This window comes from Aeromonas sp. S13(2024) (assembly GCF_041402405.1).
Taxonomy (GTDB): domain Bacteria; phylum Pseudomonadota; class Gammaproteobacteria; order Enterobacterales; family Aeromonadaceae; genus Aeromonas; species Aeromonas veronii.
Genome location: NZ_JBGLRA010000012.1, coordinates 114,202 through 135,364, shown reverse-complemented (window position 1 = coordinate 135,364; position 21,163 = coordinate 114,202). Strand labels below are relative to the sequence as shown.

Here is a 21,163-nt window from a genome sequence, read left to right as displayed (position 1 = left end):
TTCTCTTGTCTCGAATAGAAAATGGAGAGGGCGACCCGCGGGTCGCCCTGATAATCAGTGTCAGGCGCTGGCTTGGGTCAACTTGCCAGCGGCTTGCTGGCGCTTGTAGACCAGCAGGGTCAGCACCACCGGCACCACGATGGCGACCAGCATGGCGATGGCAAACACCGCCCAGTATTGCGGCTGGATGGAGAGGATGCCCGGCAGGCCCCCGACCCCGATGCCGTTGGCCATCACACCGGCGAAACCGCAGATGAGGGCGGCAAGGCTGGACCCCACCATGGCGCACAACATGGGGAACTTGTACTTGAGGTTGATACCGTACATGGCCGGTTCGGTCACCCCGAGGTAGGCGGAGATGGCAGCAGGCACCGAGATCTCCCGCTCGTTCTCCTTGCGGCTAATCAGAATGATGCCGACAACCGCAGACGCCTGGGCGATGTTGGAGAGGGCGATCAGCGGCCAAATCGGGGTGCCCCCCATGCTCTGCATCAGCTGCAGATCCACCGCGTTGGTGGTGTGGTGGATGCCGGTGATGACCAGCGGTGCGTAGAGGAAACCGAACAGTGCTGCACCGATGGGAGCGAAGGAGCCGGTCATGGCAGCCTTGGCAGCGAAACCGACGCCATCACCAATCCAGCGACCAAACGGGCCGATAAAGGCGTGAGCCACGATCACTGCCAGCAGCAGCGAGACAAACGGCACAATCACCAGATAGAGATAGGCCGGAATGATCCGCTTGAGGTTGGTCTCAACCCAAGCCAGGAAGACACCAGCCAGCAGCGCCGGAATGACCTGGGCCTGATAACCTACCTTCTGGATCACGAACAGGCCGAAGTCCCACACCTCGGGAGTCTGCTGACCAATGCCGTAGGCGTTCATCAACTGCGGTGACACCAGCGTCACCCCCAGCACGATACCGAGGATCTCGGAGCCGCCCATCTTCTTCACTGCAGACCAGCAGACACCGACCGGCAGGAAGTGGAAAATCGCCTCGCCCAGCAGCCAGAGGAAGGCGTGCACCTGAGCCCAGAACTGGCTGATCTCGGTGAGAGTGTGAGTGCCATCGTCGAACATCTTGATGTCGCCGATGACGTTGCGAAAGCCCAGGATCAGACCACCGGTGATGATGGCGGGCAGCAGCGGAACGAAGATCTCCGCCAGATGGGAGATACCCCGCTCCAGCGGGTTCATGTTCTGGCGCGCCGCCTGCTTGGCGGTCTCCTTGCTGCCACCGCTGACGCCGAGCTGTTCGGTCAGCGCCTTGTACCACTGCTCCACCTCGTTGCCGATCACCACCTGGAACTGACCGCCCTGGGTGAAGCTTCCCTTCACTGCCGGAATGGTTTCGATGGCCTTGCTGTCGGCCTTGGCCGGATCGTTCAGGACGAAGCGCAACCGGGTCAGGCAGTGGCTGACGGTGGCGATGTTCTCCTTGCCGCCGATCTTGTCGATCAGGGTGGCAAGCTGCTGTGCGTTGATCTTGGACATGGGTCTTCCCTCTGTGACGCCATTGAATAGTGGTCTGTATCGCCCTTTTGAGCCAGTCTGTCGGCCGGAGCGTTTTTGGTATCGTTCCCATTTAGCATGCCGACAATCTGGCCAGATCGAAATGGGAACGTTCCCAATTCGTGGCCAGCATCACAAAAAGCGCACTTTTTGTTCAGCCCGGAGTGATGGGGGTCACAGGGTTCAACAGGGGGCGATTGTCACCTGCGGAGGCTGATCCTGCTCAATCTGACCGAGCAGCTGACGCGCCGCCTGCTCCCCCGCCCCCTTGTAGCCAAGATCGAGACTGAGGGCGTTGGGGAAGAGGAAGCTGAGCATGGGGTTGTTGCCAAGGCCGGTCACCAGCACCTCGCTACGCCCTTGTTCTTGCAGGTATTTTGCCGCACCAATGGCGAGGGTGTCGCTGGCGCAGACCAGCGCCTGGGTGGAAGGCGTCAGCAGCTCGGCCGCCAGCCGGTAGCCGCTCTGCAGGCTGAGATCGCCGAGGGCGCTGCGCGGGCACAACCCCTGCTCTGCGCAGTAAGCAAGATAAGCATCTAGGCGGCGCTGGCCGGTGGTGAGATCCGAGGTATCCACCCCCAGATAGGCGATGTCGCGGGCGCCACGGCTTGCCAGCTGCGCCAGCATGGTGCGCACCGCACCGGCGTCGTCAAAGCAGACCGAGGAGAAACCGGGATGTTCACGTGCGACCAGCACCAGCTTCTCTTTCAGCGACGCCATGGCGGCATAGTCCAAGTCATTGAAGGCGAACAGGATAATGCCATCCACTCCGCGCCGCTCCAGCACCGCCAGATGCTCCTGCACCTTGGCGGGGGAGAACTTGCTCTCCATCAGCACAGCATCGTAGCCACGCTGGTAGAGGGTCTCCAGCATGCCGCGCACCGCCTGATTCTCCGAGCTGGAGTCGAGCCGCGAGACGATGATCCCCACCACCTGCTGGCTCTGGCTGCGCATGGCCCGCGCCGACTTGCTCGGCACGAAGCCATGTTCGGCGATGATCTGCTCCACCCGCTCGCGGGTCTCCTGCTTCACCTTGGGATCCTGGTTGAGCACCCGGGAGACGGTCGACTTGCCGACGCCACTCAGTCTGGCGATATCGAGGATGGTCAGTTTCTTGTCCATGAATTGGCTCACAGGAGGCTAGGCGGTGGAATTGCCCACATTGTTGTGATTAACCCCTGTGAATACAAGCCCATGGCGTTAGAATGCCCTTTTTGCCCCGCCGTCAGGGTGTGTGGGCACAGCACAGGATGCCCATCATGGATCTGCTGGCCAGTCTGCTCTTCTCCCTCTCCATCACAGGCCCCATCTGCGTGGTGCTGCTGCTCGGCATCTTGCTCAAGCGGTTGGGGCTGCTGCCGGATCCCTTTACCGAATCAGCCTCGCGACTGGTGTTTCAGGTCACCCTGCCCGCTCTGCTCTTTCTCAGTATTCTGGGTACCAACTTCGCCACCATGCCGAGCCTCTGGTTTATCGGCTATGGCCTGCTCGCCACCGTTATCAGCTATCTGGTGCTGGAGCTGCTGGCCGGACGTTTTATCGGGGAGCAGCGGCTGCGCGGCATCTTCGTGCAGGGGAGCTTTCGCGGCAACAGCGCCATTATCGGGCTCGCCTATGTGCAGAACGCCTACGGCCACGAGGGGTTGGGTGCGGCGGCCTTCTATGTCGGCGCGGTGACCGTGCTCTACAACATTCTCGCGGTGATCACCCTCACCCGCAGTCTCGGCGGCGCCACCGGCATTCGCCCAATCCTGCTCGGCATCATCAAGAATCCATTGATCATCGCCATTGTGGCGGCGCTCCCCTTTACCCTGCTCGGTATCAAGATGCCGCAACTGCTGCTCACCACCGGCAGCTACTTCGCCAACATGACGTTGCCGCTGGCGCTGCTCTGCACCGGCGCCTCCCTCAGCCTCGACGCCCTGCGTGGTGGTGCAGCCATTGCGGGCTGGGCCAGCATCATGCGGCTCTGCCTCATTCCGGCTGCGTTCACTCTGGGGGCGGCCCTGCTCGGCTTCAGCCATCTGGAGCTGGGTATTCTGTTTCTCATCAGCGCCACCCCGACTGCCGCCGCCAGCTATGTGATGACCCGCGCCATGGGGGGCGACAGCGTGCTGGCAGCAAACATCATCGCCACCACCACCCTCGGTTCGCTGGTCACTACCAGCCTCGGGGCGACTCTGATGAACTACCTAGGGTTGATGTACTGACGGCTTGACCTTGCCGGAGGCGGCAGCTTTAGGCTGGCGCCCATCAACAAAGGAGATATCCCATGACCATCGAACTCACCGTGTCCGGCATGTCCTGCGGTGGCTGCGCCGCCAGTCTGCAAAAAGTGCTGCTGGCCCAGCCTGCGGTCACCACCGCAACCGTCGATTTCGCCAGCAGCAAGGCCGTCATCGAGAGCGATCTGAGCAAGGCCGAGCTGATCGCCCTGATCGAAGCCAAGGGTTTTTCTGCGAGTTAAATTATCTCCATAGAGGTATAAAACAGGTTAAAAATCTGTACTCACCTGTCTTTTGGTGAGTTTTATCACAGACCCGGATTATTAAACGGGCAAACTTGCTGCGATTATTCCAACCACAAGGATTTGCAGCATGACCCTACCGATCCGCAAGACCCTGCTCGCCGCCGTCGTCGGCCTGACCCTCTCCCCCATGGCGATGGCGCTGCCCAACGTCCATATTCTGGCAACCGGCGGCACCATTGCCGGGGCAGGCCAGTCGGCTACCCAGTCCAACTACGAGGCTGGCAAGGTGGCCATCGAAACCCTGATCGCCGCCGTGCCCGAGATGAAAAACGTGGCCGATGTGCAGGGTGAGCAGGTGGTAAAGATCGGCTCCCAAGACATGAACGACGAGGTGTGGCTCAAGCTGGCCAAACGGGTCAACGAGCTGCTGGCCAAGGATGACGTGGATGGCATCGTCATCACCCACGGCACCGACACCATGGAAGAGACCGCCTACTTCCTCAACCTGACCGTCAAGAGCGACAAGCCGGTGGTGCTGGTCGGCGCCATGCGCCCGTCCACCGCCATGAGTGCCGATGGCCCGCTCAACCTCTACAACGCAGTGGTGACCGCCTCCGACCCCGCCTCCAAGGGCCGTGGCGTGATGGTGGCGATGAACGACACAGTGCTGGATGCCCGTGACGTCACCAAGACCAACACCACCGGGGTGCAGACCTTCGCCTCCCCCAACTTTGGCCCGCTGGGTTACATCCACAACGGCAAGATCGACTATCAGCGCAGCCCGGCCCGCCTGCACACCAGCAAGACGCCGTTTGACGTGAGCAAGCTCGACAAGCTGCCGCAAGTGGGCATCGTCTACAGCTACGCCAACGCCACCGACTTGCCGGCCAAGGCGATGGTGGATGCCAAGTTCGACGGCATCGTCAGCGCCGGGGTGGGCAACGGCAACCTCTACCACACCCTGTTCGATACCCTGGCCAAGGCGAGCAAGGATGGCATCCGCGTCGTGCGCTCCGCCCGCGTGCCGACCGGCGCCACCACCCTGGATGCCGAGATCGATGATGCCAAGTACGGCTTCGTGGCCTCCGGCACTCTCAACCCGCAGAAAGCGCGGGTGCTGCTGATGCTCTCCCTGACCCAGAGCAAAGACCCGGCCCAGATCCAGCGCTGGTTCCAGCAGTTCTGATAAGGGTTGTCTGAACCATGACAAGCAAGGGCGGGACTTCCCGCCCTTTTCCATCCAGCCATGCCACTTCGCCAAGCACCCGCCTCACCCATTACGTCGTTTGGCGAGGTCATCCTTCCCTTTTCCGGCCATCTTTTCAGCCACCGCAGAGCGCTGTCATCAAATTAGCGAGCCGGATCACCCGCTTTCACAAGCACATCGCCGCCAAATTCATTACACTGCCAGCGATCTTATCCACTCAAGGAGTGCTGTTGCTGTATGGAAATATTGATCCTGCTGGGATTGATTTTGCTTAATGGCGTCTTCGCCATGTCAGAAATCGCCATCGTCACCGCACGCAAGGCTCGCCTCGGCAAGCTTGCCTCTGAAGGCAACCGCTCCGCCGCCATCGCCCTCAAACTGGGTGAAGACCCGACCCATTTTCTCTCTGCCGTCCAAATCGGCATTACCAGCATAGGTCTGCTCAACGGTATCTACGGCGAATCCCTGCTGGCCCAGCCCTTCTCCCTCTGGTTGCAGGAGTGGGGGCTCCCCGCCAAGAGCAGTGGCCTGATCGCCACCGTCATAGTGGTGGTGGTGGTTACTTACCTCTCCATCGTGGTGGGGGAGCTGGTGCCCAAGCGACTCGGCCAGCTCAATGCCGAGCGCATCGCCTGTCTGGTGGCCCGCCCCATGCACTGGCTCGCCACCCTGACCCGCCCCTTCGTCTGGCTGCTGTCGGCCTCCACCAATGCCAGCCTGCGGCTGCTGCGGGTCAACCAGAACGGCAGCGCCAACGTTACCGAGGAGGAGATCCACGCCATGTTGGTGGAAGGATCGGAAGCCGGGGTGATCGAGGATCATGAACACACCATGCTGCGCAACGTCTTCCGTCTCGACGAGCGCAGCCTCTCCTCCCTGATGGTGCCGCGCAGCGATATCCGCTATCTGGATCTGGCGCTGCCGCTGGAGACCAACCTGCAGCGGCTGGTGGAGTATCGCCACAGCTATTTTCCGGTCTGCGACGGCAACCTGTCAGAATTGGTGGGTATCATCAATGTCAGCAAGGTGCTGCACGCCTATATCAAGGGGGAGCCCATCGATCTGGCTGCCCTGACCCAGGAGGGCAGCCTGCTGCCCGAGACCCTCAACGGGGTCGAGCTGCTCAACCACTTCCGCACCCACAGCGAACAGATGGCGCTGGTGGTGGACGAATATGGCGAGCTGCAGGGACTGGTCACCCAGCAGGATCTGCTGGAGGCGCTGGCGGGGGATTTCCAGCAGGAGGATGGCGAGGACAACTGGGCCTTCCGGCGCGCCGACGGCAGCTGGCTGCTCGATGGCCTGATCCCGCTGCCAGAGTTGAAGGACTGTCTGGAGTTGGTTCGTCTGCCAGAAGAAGAAAAACATCACTATCACACCCTCGGAGGGCTTATCATGCTGCTCCTTGGTCGTGTTCCACAAACCGGAGACCTGGTGACACTGGAACAGTGGCAACTGGAAATTGTTGACATGGATGGCCTGCGCATCGACAAGGTGCTCGCCATGCCCTTGACCGATCAACCCAGCTAACCTGCGGAGTTTGCAAGTATGGAGCAGTTTTACCAACTGGCTCACGCCTTTATGAATCACGATCTGAACACACTTTCCGATCCCAAGATGGCCTTCATGATCTGTGGTGTGATTCTGACGTTTCTGGTACTGGAAAACGGATTCATCCCTACCGCCTTTCTGCCCGGTGACAGCCTGCTGATCCTCACCGGCGTGCTCATCTATCAGGATGTATTGTCTCTCGGGGTGATCCCGCTGTTGATCATGGCTACCTTTGTCGGCACCTGGCTCGGTTACATGCAGGGGCGCTTTCTCGGCCACACCCAGCTCTACCATCGGCTGATGTCCCACGTGGAAGAGCGGCACCAGCAGAAGGTCTACCACCTGCTGGACAAGTACGGGATCATCACCCTGATCACCGCGCGCTATATCGCCTTCGTGCGCACCGCCTACCCCTATATAGTGGGAGCTACCGAGCTGCCCCAGGGGCGCTTTCTCATCGTCAATCTGATCAGCTCCATCATGTGGATCTGCCCGCTGGTCGGGTTTGGCTACTACCTGAGCCACACCAAGCTGGCCGCCGAATACCAGACCCAGTTCTTCAACATCATCATCTATCTGCCGGTGGCCCTGCTGGTGGGTGGCATGGTGGCGCTGGTCTGGCGCTGGATCAGCAAACGCAGGGCTGCGCAGCCGCGGGATTGACCCCTCGCCCAACGCCCGACCCGAAAGCCCTCGCCAGAGGGCTTTTTTGATCGCCAATTTTGCGCAAATAGCAGAAATAGTCCCGCTCGGCCCTTGTAAAGCCGGGGTAAAAATGAGTGAATCTAGCGCCTTTTTTTGGATGGGAACGGAGTCGGTTGTATGTGGTGTCGGATTCGCGCAGCAGCGCTGGTTGTCGGGTTGATGGGAATGCTGGGATTGCCTGCGGTCAGCGCGGCACCCAACCCTGCCAAACTGGAAGTACGCTCGAGCAGCGCCCTGGTCGTGGATGTAAAAACGGGCAAGACGCTCTACCAGAAGAATGCCACCAAGGTGCGTCCCATCGCCTCCCTCACCAAGCTGATGACAGCGCTGGTGGTGCTGGATGCCAAGCAGAATCTCAACCAGACCATCACGGTCGACAAGAACGATCTGGATCGGGTCAAACACACCCACTCCCGCATTCGCATGGGCACTAAGGTGACCCGCCGCGACGCCCTGCATCTGGCGCTGATGTCCTCCGAAAACCGGATGGCCTCGGCACTGGCGCGTCACTATCCGGGCGGTCGCAGCGCCTTCGTGCGGGCCATGAACAACAAGGCCAGACAGCTGGGTATGCGTAATACCCACTTCTACGACTCCACCGGCCTCTCCACCCGCAACGTCTCTACCGCCCAGGATCTCGGCAAGCTGGCCGCCGCCGCCTATCGTCAGCCGCTGATCCGTCAGTTCACTCAGGATGAGAACCGGGAGATGCGCTTCAGCACCCCCGCCTATAGCCTGATGTTCAACAACACCAACCCGCTGGTGAAAAACCCGGATTGGGACGTGCGCCTCTCCAAGACCGGCTTCACTGACGAGGCAGGACGCTGTCTGGTGATGCGCGCCAAACCGGACAGCCGCGAGCTAGCCATCGTGCTGCTCAACTCGGTGGGCAAACGCACCCCTATCGGCGATGCCAACCGCATTCGCAAATGGCTGAAAAGCTGAGTAAATATCTCAACACAAGAGGATGCTGCGGCATCCTTTTTTATTGCCCGCAGAACGCCTCGCAGGCCTTGCAGGATGTAGATGAGCGAACCTTGAGTGATAAGCTACGTGGCATCTGCCGTTGCAACAGCAGGCATACAGCCCGCTTGCAGATGAGGCAAAGGGTGGTGAGGCAGTGCAACGATCAGAAGAACTGTGCGCAATTACAAAAAGGGGAAGAAATGAGGACAAGAACAGCCAGGTAAACGGGCGATCCACCCGCAACAGCGCACGGGGTCCGCACCAAAAGCTAAATATCGCCCATAAAAAAACAGCCCCGACCGAAGTCGAGGCTGTCTGTATGGTGCGCCCGAGAGGATTCGAACCTCTGACCACCTGGTTCGTAGCCAGGTACTCTATCCAGCTGAGCTACGGGCGCTCATAAACTTTTGGTACTGCTTGAAATATGGTGCGCCCGAGAGGATTCGAACCTCTGACCACCTGGTTCGTAGCCAGGTACTCTATCCAGCTGAGCTACGGGCGCTCATAAACTTTTGGTACTGCTTGAAAAATGGTGCGCCCGAGAGGATTCGAACCTCTGACCACCTGGTTCGTAGCCAGGTACTCTATCCAGCTGAGCTACGGGCGCCCTGTTTTAAAACGATAAAAAAAGCTTACTTATCAGTAAGCCTTTTCCAAAGTGTCGACTTGCTGATGGTCAACACATGACTCTTGCTTGAGTCGTAATATGGTGCGCCCGAGAGGATTCGAACCTCTGACCACCTGGTTCGTAGCCAGGTACTCTATCCAGCTGAGCTACGGGCGCAAATGGCGGAGAAGGGGGGATTCGAACCCCCGATGCGGGTATAAGCCGCATACTCCCTTAGCAGGGGAGCGCCTTCAGCCTCTCGGCCACCTCTCCGTTTGCGGGGCTGATAATACTTCACAGGGATTTTTAGTCAAACACTTTTTTGGAGAAAAAAGTGCGTTCGCTCAGCATTTGGTCAAAGCGTGGAATATTCAAACAATATCGGCACTTATCCCGCAGTTTCGCGCCCTGCAGGGCGATTTCAGGGGGCCGGAAAAACAAAAGGCGACACATGAGGTGTCGCCTTGTCACAGCCATGAAAGTGGCTTAGAAGCCCGGTTGGCCCGGAACTTTCTCGGCCTGGATGCGCTGGTAGATCTCTTCGCGGTGTACGGAGACCTCTTTCGGCGCGTTAACACCGATACGGACCTGGTTGCCTTTAACGCCCAGTACGGTGACAGTCACTTCATCACCAATCATCAGGGTTTCCCCAACACGACGAGTCAAAATAAGCATTCGCTTGCTCCTGTATCCTGTTTTGTTTTTATATCGATATGCGACATTATCTAACAAAGATACCGATATGGTAAATGGTTGAAACTAAATCAATCAGAGATTGTTAGCCCAAGGGCTGCTCTTGCGGTGCCTGATCCAACCCGAAAGCCGCGTGCAGGGCTCGCACCGCCAGCTCCAGATACTTCTCGTCAATCACCACAGAGATTTTGATTTCAGAGGTCGAGATCAACTGCATGTTGATCCCCTCCTCGCCCAATACCTTGAACATGGTGCGCGCAACACCGGGATGGTTCCACATGCCGACACCGACAATGGAAACCTTGGCAATTTCGCCATTTCCCTGCACGCAGGAGGCGCCAAGTTCGGTGGCGGTCTCCTCCAGCAGTGCCCGGGCGCGGCGATAGTCGTCACGATTCACCGTGAAGGTGAAGTCGGCGGTGCCATCTCCCAGGGTATTTTGCACAATCATGTCGACATCAATGTTGGCGTCGCTGATCGGGTTCAGGATCTGCGCAGCCACGGTCGGTCTGTCCGGCACCCCCAGAATGGTCAGGCTGGCCTCGTTGCGGTTAAAAGCGATCCCGGATACCAGGGGAGCTTCCATCCTATCACCTCCATATGTGATTAAGGTTCCCTCTCCATCGATAAAGCTCGACAGCACCCGTAGCGGGACGCGGTACTTGCCCGCAAACTCCACCGAGCGGATCTGCAGCACCTTGGCGCCGAGACTGGCCATCTCCAGCATCTCCTCGAAGGTGATGGTGTCGAGACGACGCGCCTTGGGCTCGATTCGCGGATCCGTGGTGTATACCCCATCCACATCGGTAAAGATCTGACACTCATCAGCCTTGATGGCCGCCGCCACGGCAACCGCCGTGGTATCCGAACCGCCGCGGCCCAGCGTCGTAATGGCGTTATGCTCGTCACGGCCCTGGAAACCGGCGATCACCACCACCTTGCCCGCAGCCAGTTCGGCATGAACCAGCTCGGTGTCGATGTGGGTGATGCGCGCCTTGCCATAGGCGGAATCGGTATGAATCCGCACCTGATCACCGGTCATTGAGACCGCAGGACAACCGCGTTTGTTCAACGCGATCGCCAGCAGCGCTATGGTGACCTGCTCACCGGTGGAGACCAGTACATCCATCTCCCGCCGGTTGGCATCAGGATCCAGCTGCTGGGCCATGCCCAGCAGCCGGTTGGTTTCGCCCGACATGGCGGAGACAACCACCACCACGTCGTGTCCCTGGGCGCGGGTCTGCTCGACCCGCTCAGCTACCGCCTCGATCCGCTCCAGTGTGCCGACCGAGGTACCGCCGTACTTCTGTACATAGAGTGCCACAGATCACCTCGCCCGATTACAGGCGCTCTTCCAGCCAGGAGTGAACGGATTGCAGCGCTGCCGGCACCGCCTCAGGCTGGGTACCACCCGCCTGTGCCATGTCCGGACGGCCACCGCCCTTGCCACCTACCTGCTGGGCAACCAGATTGACCAGCTCACCGGCCTTGACCTTGCCGGTCAGGTCGTTGGTGACGCCCGCGATCAAGTTGACCTTGCCATCGGCACAGGTGGCCAGCAGCACGACGCCGGACTTCATCTGGTTCTTCAGCTCGTCCAGCATGCCGCGCAGGGATTTCGGATCGGCCCCTTCCAGCGCTGCAACCAGCACCTTCTGACCGTTGATCTCGATCACCTGACCCAACAGGTCGTTACCGGCCTGAGCGGCCAGCTTGGCCTTGAGCTGCTCCAGCTCGCGCTCCATCATCTTGGCCTTGTCCAGCATCTGGCGAACCTTGTCGGCGATGCAGAACTGATCGCCTTTCACCAGTGCAGCAGCCTCTTCGATCTGCTCGCCAACCTGATGCATGAAGTCGATGGCCGCTTTGCCGGTCACCGCTTCGATACGGCGCACGCCAGCTGCGATGCCGCTCTCGGCGATGATCTTGAAGAAGCCGATATCACCGGTGCGCTTGGCGTGAGTACCGCCGCACAGCTCGGTGGAGTAGTCGCCCATGCGCACCACACGCACGTCGTCTTCATATTTCTCACCAAACAGCGCCATGGCACCGGCGGACTTGGCCGCTTCCAGATCCATCAACTGGGTGGTGATTTCGTGGTTAGCGCGGATCTGGTTGTTGACCAGCTCCTCGACCCGGCGAATGGTCGCCATGGTCAGCCCCTCGAAGTGGGAGAAGTCAAAGCGCATGCGCTCGGCCCCAACCAGAGAACCTTTCTGGGTAACATGCTCGCCCAGTGCCTGACGCAGGGCAGCGTGCAGCAGGTGAGTCACGGAGTGGTTCAGGGCGATGGCCTGACGACGATCGCCATCAACCACGGCTTCCACTTCGGCGCCCTTCTCCAGAGTGCCCAGCTCCATGTAGCCCTTGTGGATGATCGCCTTGCCCGCTTTCAGGGTGTCGGTCACGGCAAAGATGCCGTCGTCCACTTTCAGGGTACCGCTGTCGCCGATCTGGCCGCCGGACTCGGCGTAGAAGGGGGTCTCTTCCAGCACGATGACCGCTTCGTCACCGGCGATGAGACCGCTCACCTCTTCCACACCCTTGTAGATACCAACCACGCGGGTGCGCTCGGTCAGGGTCTTGTAACCGGTGAAGGGGGTCTCGAAGTCGAGCTTGAGCATCTCGTTGTAGTTCACGCCGAAGCTGGAGGCCTCTTTGGCGCGAGCACGCTGCTTCTCCATCTCGGCCTTGAAGCCCTCTTCGTCGATGCCGATCTCGCGCTCGCGCACCACGTCGGCAGTCAGGTCGGCCGGGAAGCCGTAAGTGTCATACAGCTTGAACACCACCTCACCCGGAATAACCTTGGCATCACCCAGGTTGGCCAGAGCGTCTTCCAGCAGCAGCAGACCGCGATCCAGCGTGCGGACGAACTGCTCCTCTTCGATGCGCAGCACGCGCTCGACCAGCGGCAGCTGGGCGATCAGCTCGGCAGCGACATCCTTCATCTGCACTGCCAGCTCGGCAGCCAGTTTGTAGAAGAAGACATCGGTCGCGCCCAGCTTGCGACCGTGACGCACGGCACGGCGGATGATGCGACGCAGCACATAGCCACGACCTTCGTTGGACGGCATCACGCCATCTGCCACCAGGAAGGCGCAGGAGCGGATGTGGTCAGCGATGACGCGCAGGGACTGGTTGCTCAGATCTGTGGTGCCGACAATCTCGGCCGCTTTCTTGATCAGCGCCTGGAAGATGTCGATTTCGTAGTTGGAGTGGACACCCTGCATGATGGCGGAGATACGCTCCAGACCCATGCCAGTATCCACGGACGGACGCGGCAGCGGCTCCATGGTGCCGTCAGCCTGACGGTTGAACTGCATGAAGACCACGTTCCAGATCTCGATGAAACGGTCGCCATCCTCTTCCGGTGAGCCGGGACGACCACCCCAGATGTGATCGCCGTGGTCATAGAAGATCTCGGTGCAGGGACCGCACGGGCCGGTATCGCCCATGGCCCAGAAGTTGTCAGAAGCGTAAGGGGCACCCTTGTTGTCACCGATGCGGACGATGCGATCGGCCGGGACACCGACCTCTTTTTCCCAGATATCGAAAGCTTCATCGTCAGTCGCGTAGACGGTCACCAGCAGGCGATCTTTCGGCAGCTGCAGCACCTCGGTCAGGAAGCCCCATGCAAACTTGATGGCATCCTGCTTGAAGTAGTCACCGAAGCTGAAGTTACCCAGCATTTCGAAGAAGGTGTGGTGACGAGCGGTATAGCCGACGTTTTCCAGATCGTTGTGCTTACCACCGGCACGCACGCAACGCTGGGAAGTCGTCGCGCGATTGTAGGCTCGCTTGTCTGCGCCAAGGAACACGTCCTTGAACTGGTTCATACCCGCGTTGGTAAACAACAGGGTCGGGTCGTTATGCGGTACCAGCGAGCTGGAGGAGACAACCTGGTGCCCCTGGGAACGGAAATACTCGAGAAACGCAGCGCGAATCTCTGACGTGGACATATACATGGAAAATCCTGCTTGATTCGAATACGGACTTTTAACCGCATTAATGTAAGTTTTCTGCGGGGTAAAGTAAAACGGACAGGGCCGCCACGGGCGAAAAAGCGCACATAAACGGGCCAGAAAAGAGCGGCACCGCCTACAGTGGCTTTTTCCACTGTCGAGAGGCAAAAAAGCAGCGCATAAAGAGGGATGAGATGAACAAAAGGCCGCTTTTTCGGGATTGCGCTCGCAACCTACTGAACGGGCAGGAAAAACCTGCCACAAGGAGAGGTGAAACGATGTTTGCCACGCAGTGGCGTTACTCCTCCCGCTCCTGCAGGGCCGAGATGGCGTAACGGGCCTGATCCCGGGTAAAGCCGCGCCCCAGCAGATATTTGAGCCACTTCATTCGCAGCTTGAAATCCGCCAGATCGGCCACCCGGGCGCGCCGTTCGAGCAAGGCAAACGCCAGTTCGAACCAGTCCAGCTCCGGCTGATCGAAGGCGGCATCAATCTGCATATCGTCGAGCCCCTTGCGGCGCAGATCGAAGCGGATCTTGATGGGGCCATGGCCCTTGGCGGCACCGGCCCGCACCGCCATACCGCCGTAACGTTCGTCATTGACCCAGTTGTAACCGCGGCAGTAGTCGACCACCGCCTCGATCACCTCTTCATTGAAGCCCTGCTGGCGCAGCCGGTTGGCCAGCTCTGACTCGGCACTCTCGCGGCGGGCCAAACTGCGCATGGCAAAGGCGCGGGCGGCGGCAAGCTGCTCGGCAAAGGTCGGTTCGGCAGGCTCGACCGGTTCGGTAACGGATTCATCAACCATCATAAATAACAAGGCCGGGTATCTACCCGGCCTTCCTTTGTTCCTTATTCGAACTCTTGTTCGCTTTCGGCATCGAACTCGTCTGCCTCAACCGGTGCAGCCTTGTCATCGACAGGCACTGCGCCGGAGAGCAGCAGCTCGCGCAAGCGGGCTTCCACTTCGCCAGCCATCACCTTGTTCTCGGCGAACAGCTTCATCACGTTGGCCTTGCCCTGACCGATCTTCTCGCCGTTGTAGCTGTACCAGGCGCCGGCCTTGTCGATCAGCTTGTGCTTGACGCCGAGATCCACCAGCTCGCCCTCTTTGGAGATACCGGCGCCGTAGAAGATCTGGAATTCGGCCTGCTTGAAGGGCGGGGCCACCTTGTTCTTGACCACTTTGACGCGGGTCTCGTTACCGACCACTTCGTCGCCTTCCTTGATGGCGCCGATACGACGGATATCCAGACGCACGGAGGCGTAGAACTTGAGCGCGTTACCACCGGTAGTGGTCTCCGGGCTACCGAACATGACGCCGATCTTCATCCGGATCTGGTTGATGAAGATGCACAGGCAGTTGGCGTTCTTGATGTTGGCGGTCAGCTTGCGCAGCGCCTGGGACATCAGACGGGCCTGCAGGCCAACGTGGGAGTCACCCATCTCCCCTTCGATTTCCGCTTTCGGCGTCAGGGCCGCCACGGAGTCGACGATGATAACGTCAACCGCGTTGGAGCGAACCAGCATGTCGCAGATCTCCAGCGCCTGTTCACCGGTATCCGGCTGGGAGATAAGCAGGTCGTCGACGTTGACGCCCAGCTTGGCGGCATAGATGGGATCCAGTGCGTGCTCCGCATCGACGAAGGCACAGGTCTTGCCCTTCTTCTGGGCTTCGGCGATCACCTGCAGAGTGAGGGTGGTTTTACCGGAAGATTCCGGGCCGTAGATCTCGACGATACGGCCACACGGCAGACCGCCAATGCCCAGCGCCACGTCCAGAGAGAGGGAGCCGGTGGAGATGGCTTCGATATCCATGGTCTTGCTGTCGCCCAGACGCATGATGGAGCCTTTGCCGAACTGCTTTTCAATCTGACCCAGCGCAGCCGCCAGTGCCTTCTGTTTGTTCTGATCCATGCCAATCTCCGCTGGAAATCGTGAGTAAGAAGTGAAGTTGGGCTAAGTATACTGTCTATTCATACAGTATCAAGCCCAATTTATCTGAGCAGCGCCAACAGACCCGACAAGGCCTGTCTCACCGCCTGCTGGCGCACCTGTCGGCGATCCCCGTCGAAGCGGGCGAGCAGGGAGTGGTGACGACCGTTGCGGTCGGCCCAGGCGAACCAGACGGTGCCGACCGGCTTGCCTTCGGTGGCGCCGCCGGGGCCGGCGATACCACTGATAGCAACGCTGATGGAGGCAAACGAGTGCGCCAGCGCGCCGCGGGCCATCTCCAGCACCACCGCCTCGCTCACCGCGCCGTGCCGCTCAAGACTCTCGTCGCTCACCCCCAACATCTGCTGCTTGGCCTCGTTGGTGTAGGTGACAAATCCGCGATCGAACCAGCCGGAACTGCCCGCGATGTCGGTGATGGCGCTGGCCACCCCGCCGCCGGTACAGGATTCGGCGGTCGTCGCCAGCCAGCCACGCTGGCCAAGGGCCCGTCCCAGCTCGATGGCAAGGTGCTCTATCTCTGCATCCAGTTTCATCACGACTCCTTCTGATCCGCTTAAGAGGCATATTATGCGATCCCGCTAGCGCCGCCCGCAACCACGGCAGACCGCCCTTGCCTGCCGTAATTTGCGGTGCCGCACCTGTGTCATGCCTTCAATAGTGCAGAACAACCGCGCCCGGAACACCCGCTCCCCCGGCGCGGCGCTTATGTGTAGAATGGCGCCATCAAGCTCAAGGCTCATCACCGCAGACACTGGCCCGCAGAGGCCCCTTCTGGAACAGAACATGACCGCACAACACCAAGCCAGCGGCGCCACAGGCTCCGCTCCCGGCGCAAATCTGAGCGCCCACACGCCCATGATGCAGCAGTACCTTGGCCTCAAGGCCGAGAACCCGGAGATCCTGCTGTTCTACCGGATGGGCGACTTCTACGAGCTGTTCTATGACGATGCCCGCAAGGCCTCTCAGCTGCTCGACATCTCCCTGACCAAGCGCGGCCAGTCGGCGGGCAGCCCCATCCCGATGGCGGGGGTGCCCTATCACGCTATCGAAGGGTATCTGGCCAAGTTGGTGCAGCTCGGCGAGTCGGCCGCCATCTGCGAACAGGTGGGGGATCCCGCCACCAGCAAGGGGCCTGTGGAGCGCAAGGTCATTCGCATCATCACCCCGGGTACCGTCTCCGACGAGGCTTTGCTCAGCGAGCGACAGGACAACCTGATCGCCGCCGTCTACCACGATGGCCGCCGCTTCGGCTATGGCACCATGGACATCGGCTCCGGCCGCTTCTTCATCAATCAGTTCGAGAAAGAAGAGACCTTGCTGGCTGAGCTGCAACGCACCAATCCGGCCGAGCTGCTCTATCCCGAATCGTTCGAGTTCCTGCACCATATCGAGGGGCGCCGCGGCCTGCGTCGCCGCCCGGAGTGGGAGTTTGAGCTGGGCACAGCTCGCAAGCTGCTCTGCCAGCAGTTCGGCACCCAGGATCTGGTGGGATTTGGCGTCGACAAGAGCGAGACCGCCCTGTGCGCCGCTGGCTGCCTGATGCAGTACGTCAAAGATACCCAGCGCACCGCACTGCCCCACATCCGCAACGTGCGCCTCGAGCAGCCGGATCACGCGGTCATCATGGATGCCGCCACCCGCCGCAATCTGGAGCTGACCCAGAATCTGGCCGGTGGCTATGAAAATACCCTGGCCGAGGTGCTGGATCGCACCGCCACTCCCATGGGCAGCCGCCTGCTCAAGCGCTGGATCCACCAGCCGATCCGCGATCGGGTGATCCTGAAAGGTCGCCAGAGCACCATCAAGGAGCTCATTGAGCAGAACCTCTATGACGAGCTGGGCAACCTGCTGCGTCAGGTGGGGGATGTGGAGCGGGTGCTGGCTCGTCTGGCCCTGCGCTCGGCCCGCCCGCGCGACCTCACCCGCCTGCGTCAGGCCTTCGCCCAGTTGCCCGAATTGCAGCGCCTGCTGGCGGACAACGAGCACGAAGCGGTGCAACAGCTGGCCGAGCGGGCCAGCACCTTCCCCGAGCTGCTCGACCTGCTGGAGCGCGCGGTGATGGAAGTGCCGCCGGTGCTGATCCGCGATGGTGGCGTCATCCGTGACGGCTTCAATCAGGAGCTGGACGAGCTGCGGGATCTCGCCAACGGCGCCACCGCCAGCCTCGCCCGCATCGAGGAGCGGGAAAAACTGCTGACCGGCATCAACACCCTCAAGGTGGGTTACAACAAGGTGCACGGCTTCTATATCGAGGTGAGCCGCGCCAACAGCCATCTGGTGCCGGCCCACTACATCCGCCGCCAGACCCTCAAGAACAACGAACGCTACATCATCGATGAGCTGAAGAAGTACGAGGACAAGGTGCTCACCGCCCAGTCCCAGGCGCTGGCGCTGGAGAAACGGCTCTACGAAGAGTTGCTCGATGCTCTGCTGCCCCATCTCAGCGATCTGCAGGATTCCGCCGCAGCACTGGCGGAGCTGGACGTGCTGGCCAACCTGGCCGAGCGGGCCGAGACCCTCGACTATCGCTGCCCCACCCTCATCGACGAGGATCAGATCATCATCGAGGCGGGCCGCCATCCGGTGGTGGAGCAGGTGATGACAGATCCCTTTATCGCCAACCCTATCCGGCTGGAGCGGGAGCGGCGGATGCTGATCATCACCGGCCCCAACATGGGCGGTAAATCGACCTACATGCGCCAGACCGCGCTGATCGTGCTGCTGGCCCATATCGGTGCCTTCGTCCCCGCCGACAGCGCCCGCATCGGCCCCATCGACCGCATCTTTACCCGCATCGGGGCATCGGACGATCTCGCCTCCGGCCGCTCCACCTTTATGGTGGAGATGACCGAGACCGCCAATATCCTCAACAACGCCACCGCCCGCAGTCTGGTGCTGATGGACGAGATTGGCCGCGGCACAAGCACCTACGACGGCCTCTCGCTGGCGTGGGCCTGTGCCGAACAGCTGGCGAGCAAGATTGGCGCCTACACCCTGTTCGCCACCCACTACTTCGAGCTGACCCGCCTACCCGAGCTGATGAGCGGGCTGGCCAACGTTCATCTGGATGCAGTGGAGCACGGCGACACCATCGCCTTTATGCACGCGGTGCAGGAAGGGGCGGCCAGCCGCTCCTACGGCCTGCAAGTGGCGGCGTTGGCCGGGGTGCCGAAATCGGTGATCCAGCAGGCCCGCCACAAACTGCATGAGCTGGAGAGTGCCACTCCGGTCGCCGCTGGTGAAAGCCGCCCGGCTCCGGTGACTCTCGCCCCGCAGCCTCATCCGGTGGTGGAAGAGCTGGAAGCGCTGCGCCCCGACGAGCTCACCCCCCGTCAGGCTCTGGATCTGCTCTATCGTCTCAAGCAGATGCTGTAAGCACTGGCTGCCGTGCAAGCATGCAAAAGGGGAACCGCGAGGTTCCCCTTTTTATATTCAGCACCCGGCAAACCAGTCAGGCCACCGCCCGCACCTCTCCACGGGCCCGCAGCAGGCTCTGGCGCCCCTGCCAGTAACCCTGCAGATAGCCGGACTCCAGCTTGACCGGATCCTGGGTAAAACGGGAGACCATGAAATCGGCCGGTGGCGCGATCACCTCGATCTCGCAATCGGCAGGGGGATTGGCAATGAAATCGAGTGCCCGGTTGTAGGCGAGATCCCGCTCCAGCATGGCTTGCGCCAGCGCAGGCTGGGTTTTCAGCAAGGCTTTGACCATCCAGCAGAAACGGGTCGGCTTCTTGCGATAGCCCCAGGGTTCCGACAGCACCACCGTCATCCGCCGCGCCCCGCGCCGATAGGCCTCTATCACCGGAATGGAGTCGCTGATGCCGCCATCAGCCATCGGGCGACCATCGACGCAGGGGGTATCGTGCTGCACCACCGGCAGAGCGCAGGTGGCAGTCAGCACCTCATCCATGTTGTCAGGCCGCACCGGCAGATAGATGGCCTTGCCGCTCGCCACATCGGTCGCCACCGCGTAGAAGGGAATGTCGCGGGCGCAGAAAGTGTCGAGATCGAGCGGGAAGCGATGGCGACTGGCTTGCCACAGCCAGCCGATGTCCACCAGATCGCCCCCTTTGACGAAACGCAGGGGATCGAGAAAACGGGAGCTGCAAGCCAGCTCGGTGATGATGTGGTGACTGCGGCGCGGCTGCTCGCTCAGGTAGGAGACCAGATTGGTGGCACCGGCCGAGACGCCCATGACGAAATCGAACGGGTAGTGGTGACTTTCGACAAACGCATCGAGCACGCCGCTGGCAAAGATGCCGCGCATCGCGCCCCCTTCGACAATCAGGGCGCAAGAGTGGGGATTAAACATAACAAGGCTCCGTCAGCTGTAATACCTGCCGGGATCGATCCCGGCCCAGTGATGGACGCCTTCATGCAGAACATCAAGACGCCGCAGCAGGACGATTCAGGCTCACTCGCGCAAGCCAGAAGCGGGCAGGAGCAAACCTGAACCGTGAAGCGACCCCCAGTATATGCAGCGCACCAACCTTCAAAAAATGAATTTAAATAATAAAAAACATGCCTTTTTGGCATGATTTAGCACATCAGAAGAGACGGCCCTTTATCCGCTAACAGCACCATCAGGATCAAGGCAGCCCGGGCCCGAACGTCCCGTCGACGGGGTTGTAGTGGTAGGCCCGATAGTCAAAGTCCACCTTATCAAGGCGCGGATTGGCCAACTCGAACAACAGGCGCCTGGGGAGCTGCGCCTGCTCGAGGGAAGGTTTGAAGTGGCGCAGCCAGAGCTGTTGCAGCGAGCCATCCCGCCACGCCAGCTTGAGGCCGACCGAGAGGCGGCGGATGGCGGCCTGATTATCCTTGTGGGTGTAGAAGAGGTGGAGGAAGGGATAGTGCAGCGCCACTCGCCGATCCACGGTGAGACCGGGCAGATCACTGTGCTGCTCCTGCTCGATAAAGAGCTCGTTGGCACCGCGGCAGAAGAGGTCGATGCGACCGCGAGCCACCAGCTTGAACAGCCGCTCGTAACCGTCGATCTCCTGTACCTTGAATCCCCCATGACGCAGGATCTCCGCATCCTGCCAGCCACGCCCCTGCCCGTGCAGAAATTGTTGCAGGTCGGTCAGGGTATTGACCCTTGCCACTGCGTCGGCCTGCTGCGGGCTGACAAAGCAGATGCGATAACCGAGGATGCCCAGCTCCACCGGAAAGCGGACGTAATCCAGCGCTTCGCTCTCTGCGGCCGGGCGCAGACTGTCGGCCACAAACAGATTGGGGTATTGCTGAGTCTGCACAATCTGTCGCATCCGGATACGGTTCATCGGCGGCGCGGTTCGCAGCTCGTAGTCACCGAAGCTGTCGCGGGTCTTCTCCAGCGCCAGCTGCAACAGATCGCGAAAATAGAGGGTACGCAAGTCCCGATCGCTTTCGGGGCTGATATGAGTGATGACGTCACTCGCCCGTAGGGGACTGGCAAGGAGGGAAAGACTGCACAGCAGCAAGCAGGAAGCGAGGCGATGAAAGGTCATACTGCTCATCCCGGAAATACACGCTCACTAGAGTGTAGCGCCGGG

The 21,163-nt window shown here is 60.5% G+C and carries 17 protein-coding genes and 5 tRNA genes; 7 read left to right on the top strand and 15 right to left on the bottom strand.

Features of this window, described 5'->3' with window-relative positions; genetic code table 11:
* Positions 1-60 precede the first annotated feature (60 nt).
* Both treB and treR read right to left on the bottom strand, forming a co-directional pair.
* Complete coding sequence (gene treB / locus ACB042_RS15905) at positions 61-1,491, bottom strand: PTS trehalose transporter subunit IIBC (protein WP_005348758.1); 1,431 nt, start codon at positions 1,489-1,491, stop codon at positions 61-63.
* Positions 1,492-1,692: 201 nt separating this feature from the next.
* Positions 1,693-2,631, bottom strand: a complete 939-nt coding sequence (gene treR / locus ACB042_RS15900; RefSeq protein WP_371178708.1) for a trehalose operon repressor TreR — start codon at positions 2,629-2,631, stop codon at positions 1,693-1,695.
* Positions 2,632-2,768: 137 nt separating this feature from the next.
* On the opposite strand from treR, the gene ACB042_RS15895 reads away from it, so the two are divergent.
* The 6 genes from ACB042_RS15895 (at position 2,769) to pbpG (ending at position 8,387) form a co-directional block, all read left to right on the top strand.
* Positions 2,769-3,719: an AEC family transporter gene (locus tag ACB042_RS15895; protein WP_005336047.1), complete on the top strand. Its 951-nt coding sequence runs from the start codon at positions 2,769-2,771 to the stop codon at positions 3,717-3,719.
* Positions 3,720-3,781: 62 nt separating this feature from the next.
* A complete protein-coding gene (locus ACB042_RS15890) occupies positions 3,782-3,976 on the top strand; it encodes a heavy-metal-associated domain-containing protein (protein WP_120416408.1) in 195 nt (64 codons plus the stop codon).
* A 130-nt stretch (positions 3,977-4,106) separates the two neighbouring features.
* Entirely contained in the window at positions 4,107-5,165 is a 1,059-nt protein-coding gene (gene ansB, locus ACB042_RS15885) for an L-asparaginase 2 (RefSeq protein WP_005348754.1), read from the top strand.
* Between the two features lie 258 nt (positions 5,166-5,423).
* Entirely contained in the window at positions 5,424-6,716 is a 1,293-nt protein-coding gene (locus ACB042_RS15880) for a hemolysin family protein (RefSeq protein WP_040069001.1), read from the top strand.
* Positions 6,717-6,734: 18 nt separating this feature from the next.
* Entirely contained in the window at positions 6,735-7,400 is a 666-nt protein-coding gene (locus tag ACB042_RS15875) for a DedA family protein (protein ID WP_005343012.1), read from the top strand.
* A 159-nt stretch (positions 7,401-7,559) separates the two neighbouring features.
* Entirely contained in the window at positions 7,560-8,387 is an 828-nt protein-coding gene (gene pbpG / locus ACB042_RS15870) for a D-alanyl-D-alanine endopeptidase (RefSeq protein WP_203118959.1), read from the top strand.
* Between the two features lie 341 nt (positions 8,388-8,728).
* Here pbpG and ACB042_RS15865 read toward each other — a convergent pair.
* From ACB042_RS15865 to pncC, 11 genes are all read right to left on the bottom strand, one after another.
* Positions 8,729-8,805 (bottom strand) — tRNA-Arg (locus tag ACB042_RS15865).
* 28 nt (positions 8,806-8,833) lie between these two features.
* Positions 8,834-8,910, bottom strand: a tRNA-Arg gene (locus ACB042_RS15860).
* Positions 8,911-8,938: 28 nt separating this feature from the next.
* Positions 8,939-9,015: transfer RNA gene (locus ACB042_RS15855), tRNA-Arg, on the bottom strand.
* 100 nt (positions 9,016-9,115) lie between these two features.
* Positions 9,116-9,192: transfer RNA gene (locus tag ACB042_RS15850), tRNA-Arg, on the bottom strand.
* 3 nt (positions 9,193-9,195) lie between these two features.
* Positions 9,196-9,288: transfer RNA gene (locus ACB042_RS15845), tRNA-Ser, on the bottom strand.
* A gap of 213 nt (positions 9,289-9,501) precedes the next feature.
* The gene (gene csrA, locus ACB042_RS15840; protein WP_005336053.1) at positions 9,502-9,690 is read right to left on the bottom strand and encodes a carbon storage regulator CsrA; all 189 of its coding nucleotides are present in this window, start codon (positions 9,688-9,690) and stop codon (positions 9,502-9,504) included.
* 103 nt (positions 9,691-9,793) lie between these two features.
* Complete coding sequence (locus ACB042_RS15835) at positions 9,794-11,032, bottom strand: aspartate kinase (RefSeq protein ID WP_005336054.1); 1,239 nt, start codon at positions 11,030-11,032, stop codon at positions 9,794-9,796.
* 16 nt (positions 11,033-11,048) lie between these two features.
* Positions 11,049-13,673, bottom strand: a complete 2,625-nt coding sequence (gene alaS, locus ACB042_RS15830) for an alanine--tRNA ligase (protein ID WP_005343004.1) — start codon at positions 13,671-13,673, stop codon at positions 11,049-11,051.
* 295 nt (positions 13,674-13,968) lie between these two features.
* Positions 13,969-14,478 carry a regulatory protein RecX gene (locus tag ACB042_RS15825; protein ID WP_144716017.1) on the bottom strand — a complete coding sequence of 170 codons (510 nt, stop codon included), beginning with the start codon at positions 14,476-14,478 and terminating at the stop codon, positions 13,969-13,971.
* 44 nt (positions 14,479-14,522) lie between these two features.
* A complete protein-coding gene (recA, locus tag ACB042_RS15820; RefSeq protein WP_005348744.1) occupies positions 14,523-15,587 on the bottom strand; it encodes a recombinase RecA in 1,065 nt (354 codons plus the stop codon).
* A gap of 80 nt (positions 15,588-15,667) precedes the next feature.
* Positions 15,668-16,159, bottom strand: a complete 492-nt coding sequence (pncC, locus tag ACB042_RS15815) for a nicotinamide-nucleotide amidase (protein ID WP_371178707.1) — start codon at positions 16,157-16,159, stop codon at positions 15,668-15,670.
* 250 nt (positions 16,160-16,409) lie between these two features.
* On the opposite strand from pncC, the gene mutS reads away from it, so the two are divergent.
* Entirely contained in the window at positions 16,410-19,001 is a 2,592-nt protein-coding gene (gene mutS, locus ACB042_RS15810) for a DNA mismatch repair protein MutS (protein WP_371178706.1), read from the top strand.
* Between the two features lie 76 nt (positions 19,002-19,077).
* Here mutS and ACB042_RS15805 read toward each other — a convergent pair whose 3' ends face one another.
* Positions 19,078-19,941 (bottom strand): patatin family protein, encoded by an 864-nt coding sequence (locus ACB042_RS15805; protein ID WP_279486445.1) that lies wholly within the window; start codon positions 19,939-19,941, stop codon positions 19,078-19,080.
* 277 nt (positions 19,942-20,218) lie between these two features.
* Positions 20,219-21,118: a hypothetical protein gene (locus tag ACB042_RS15800; RefSeq protein ID WP_076494002.1), complete on the bottom strand. Its 900-nt coding sequence runs from the start codon at positions 21,116-21,118 to the stop codon at positions 20,219-20,221.
* Positions 21,119-21,163: the final 45 nt, after the last annotated feature.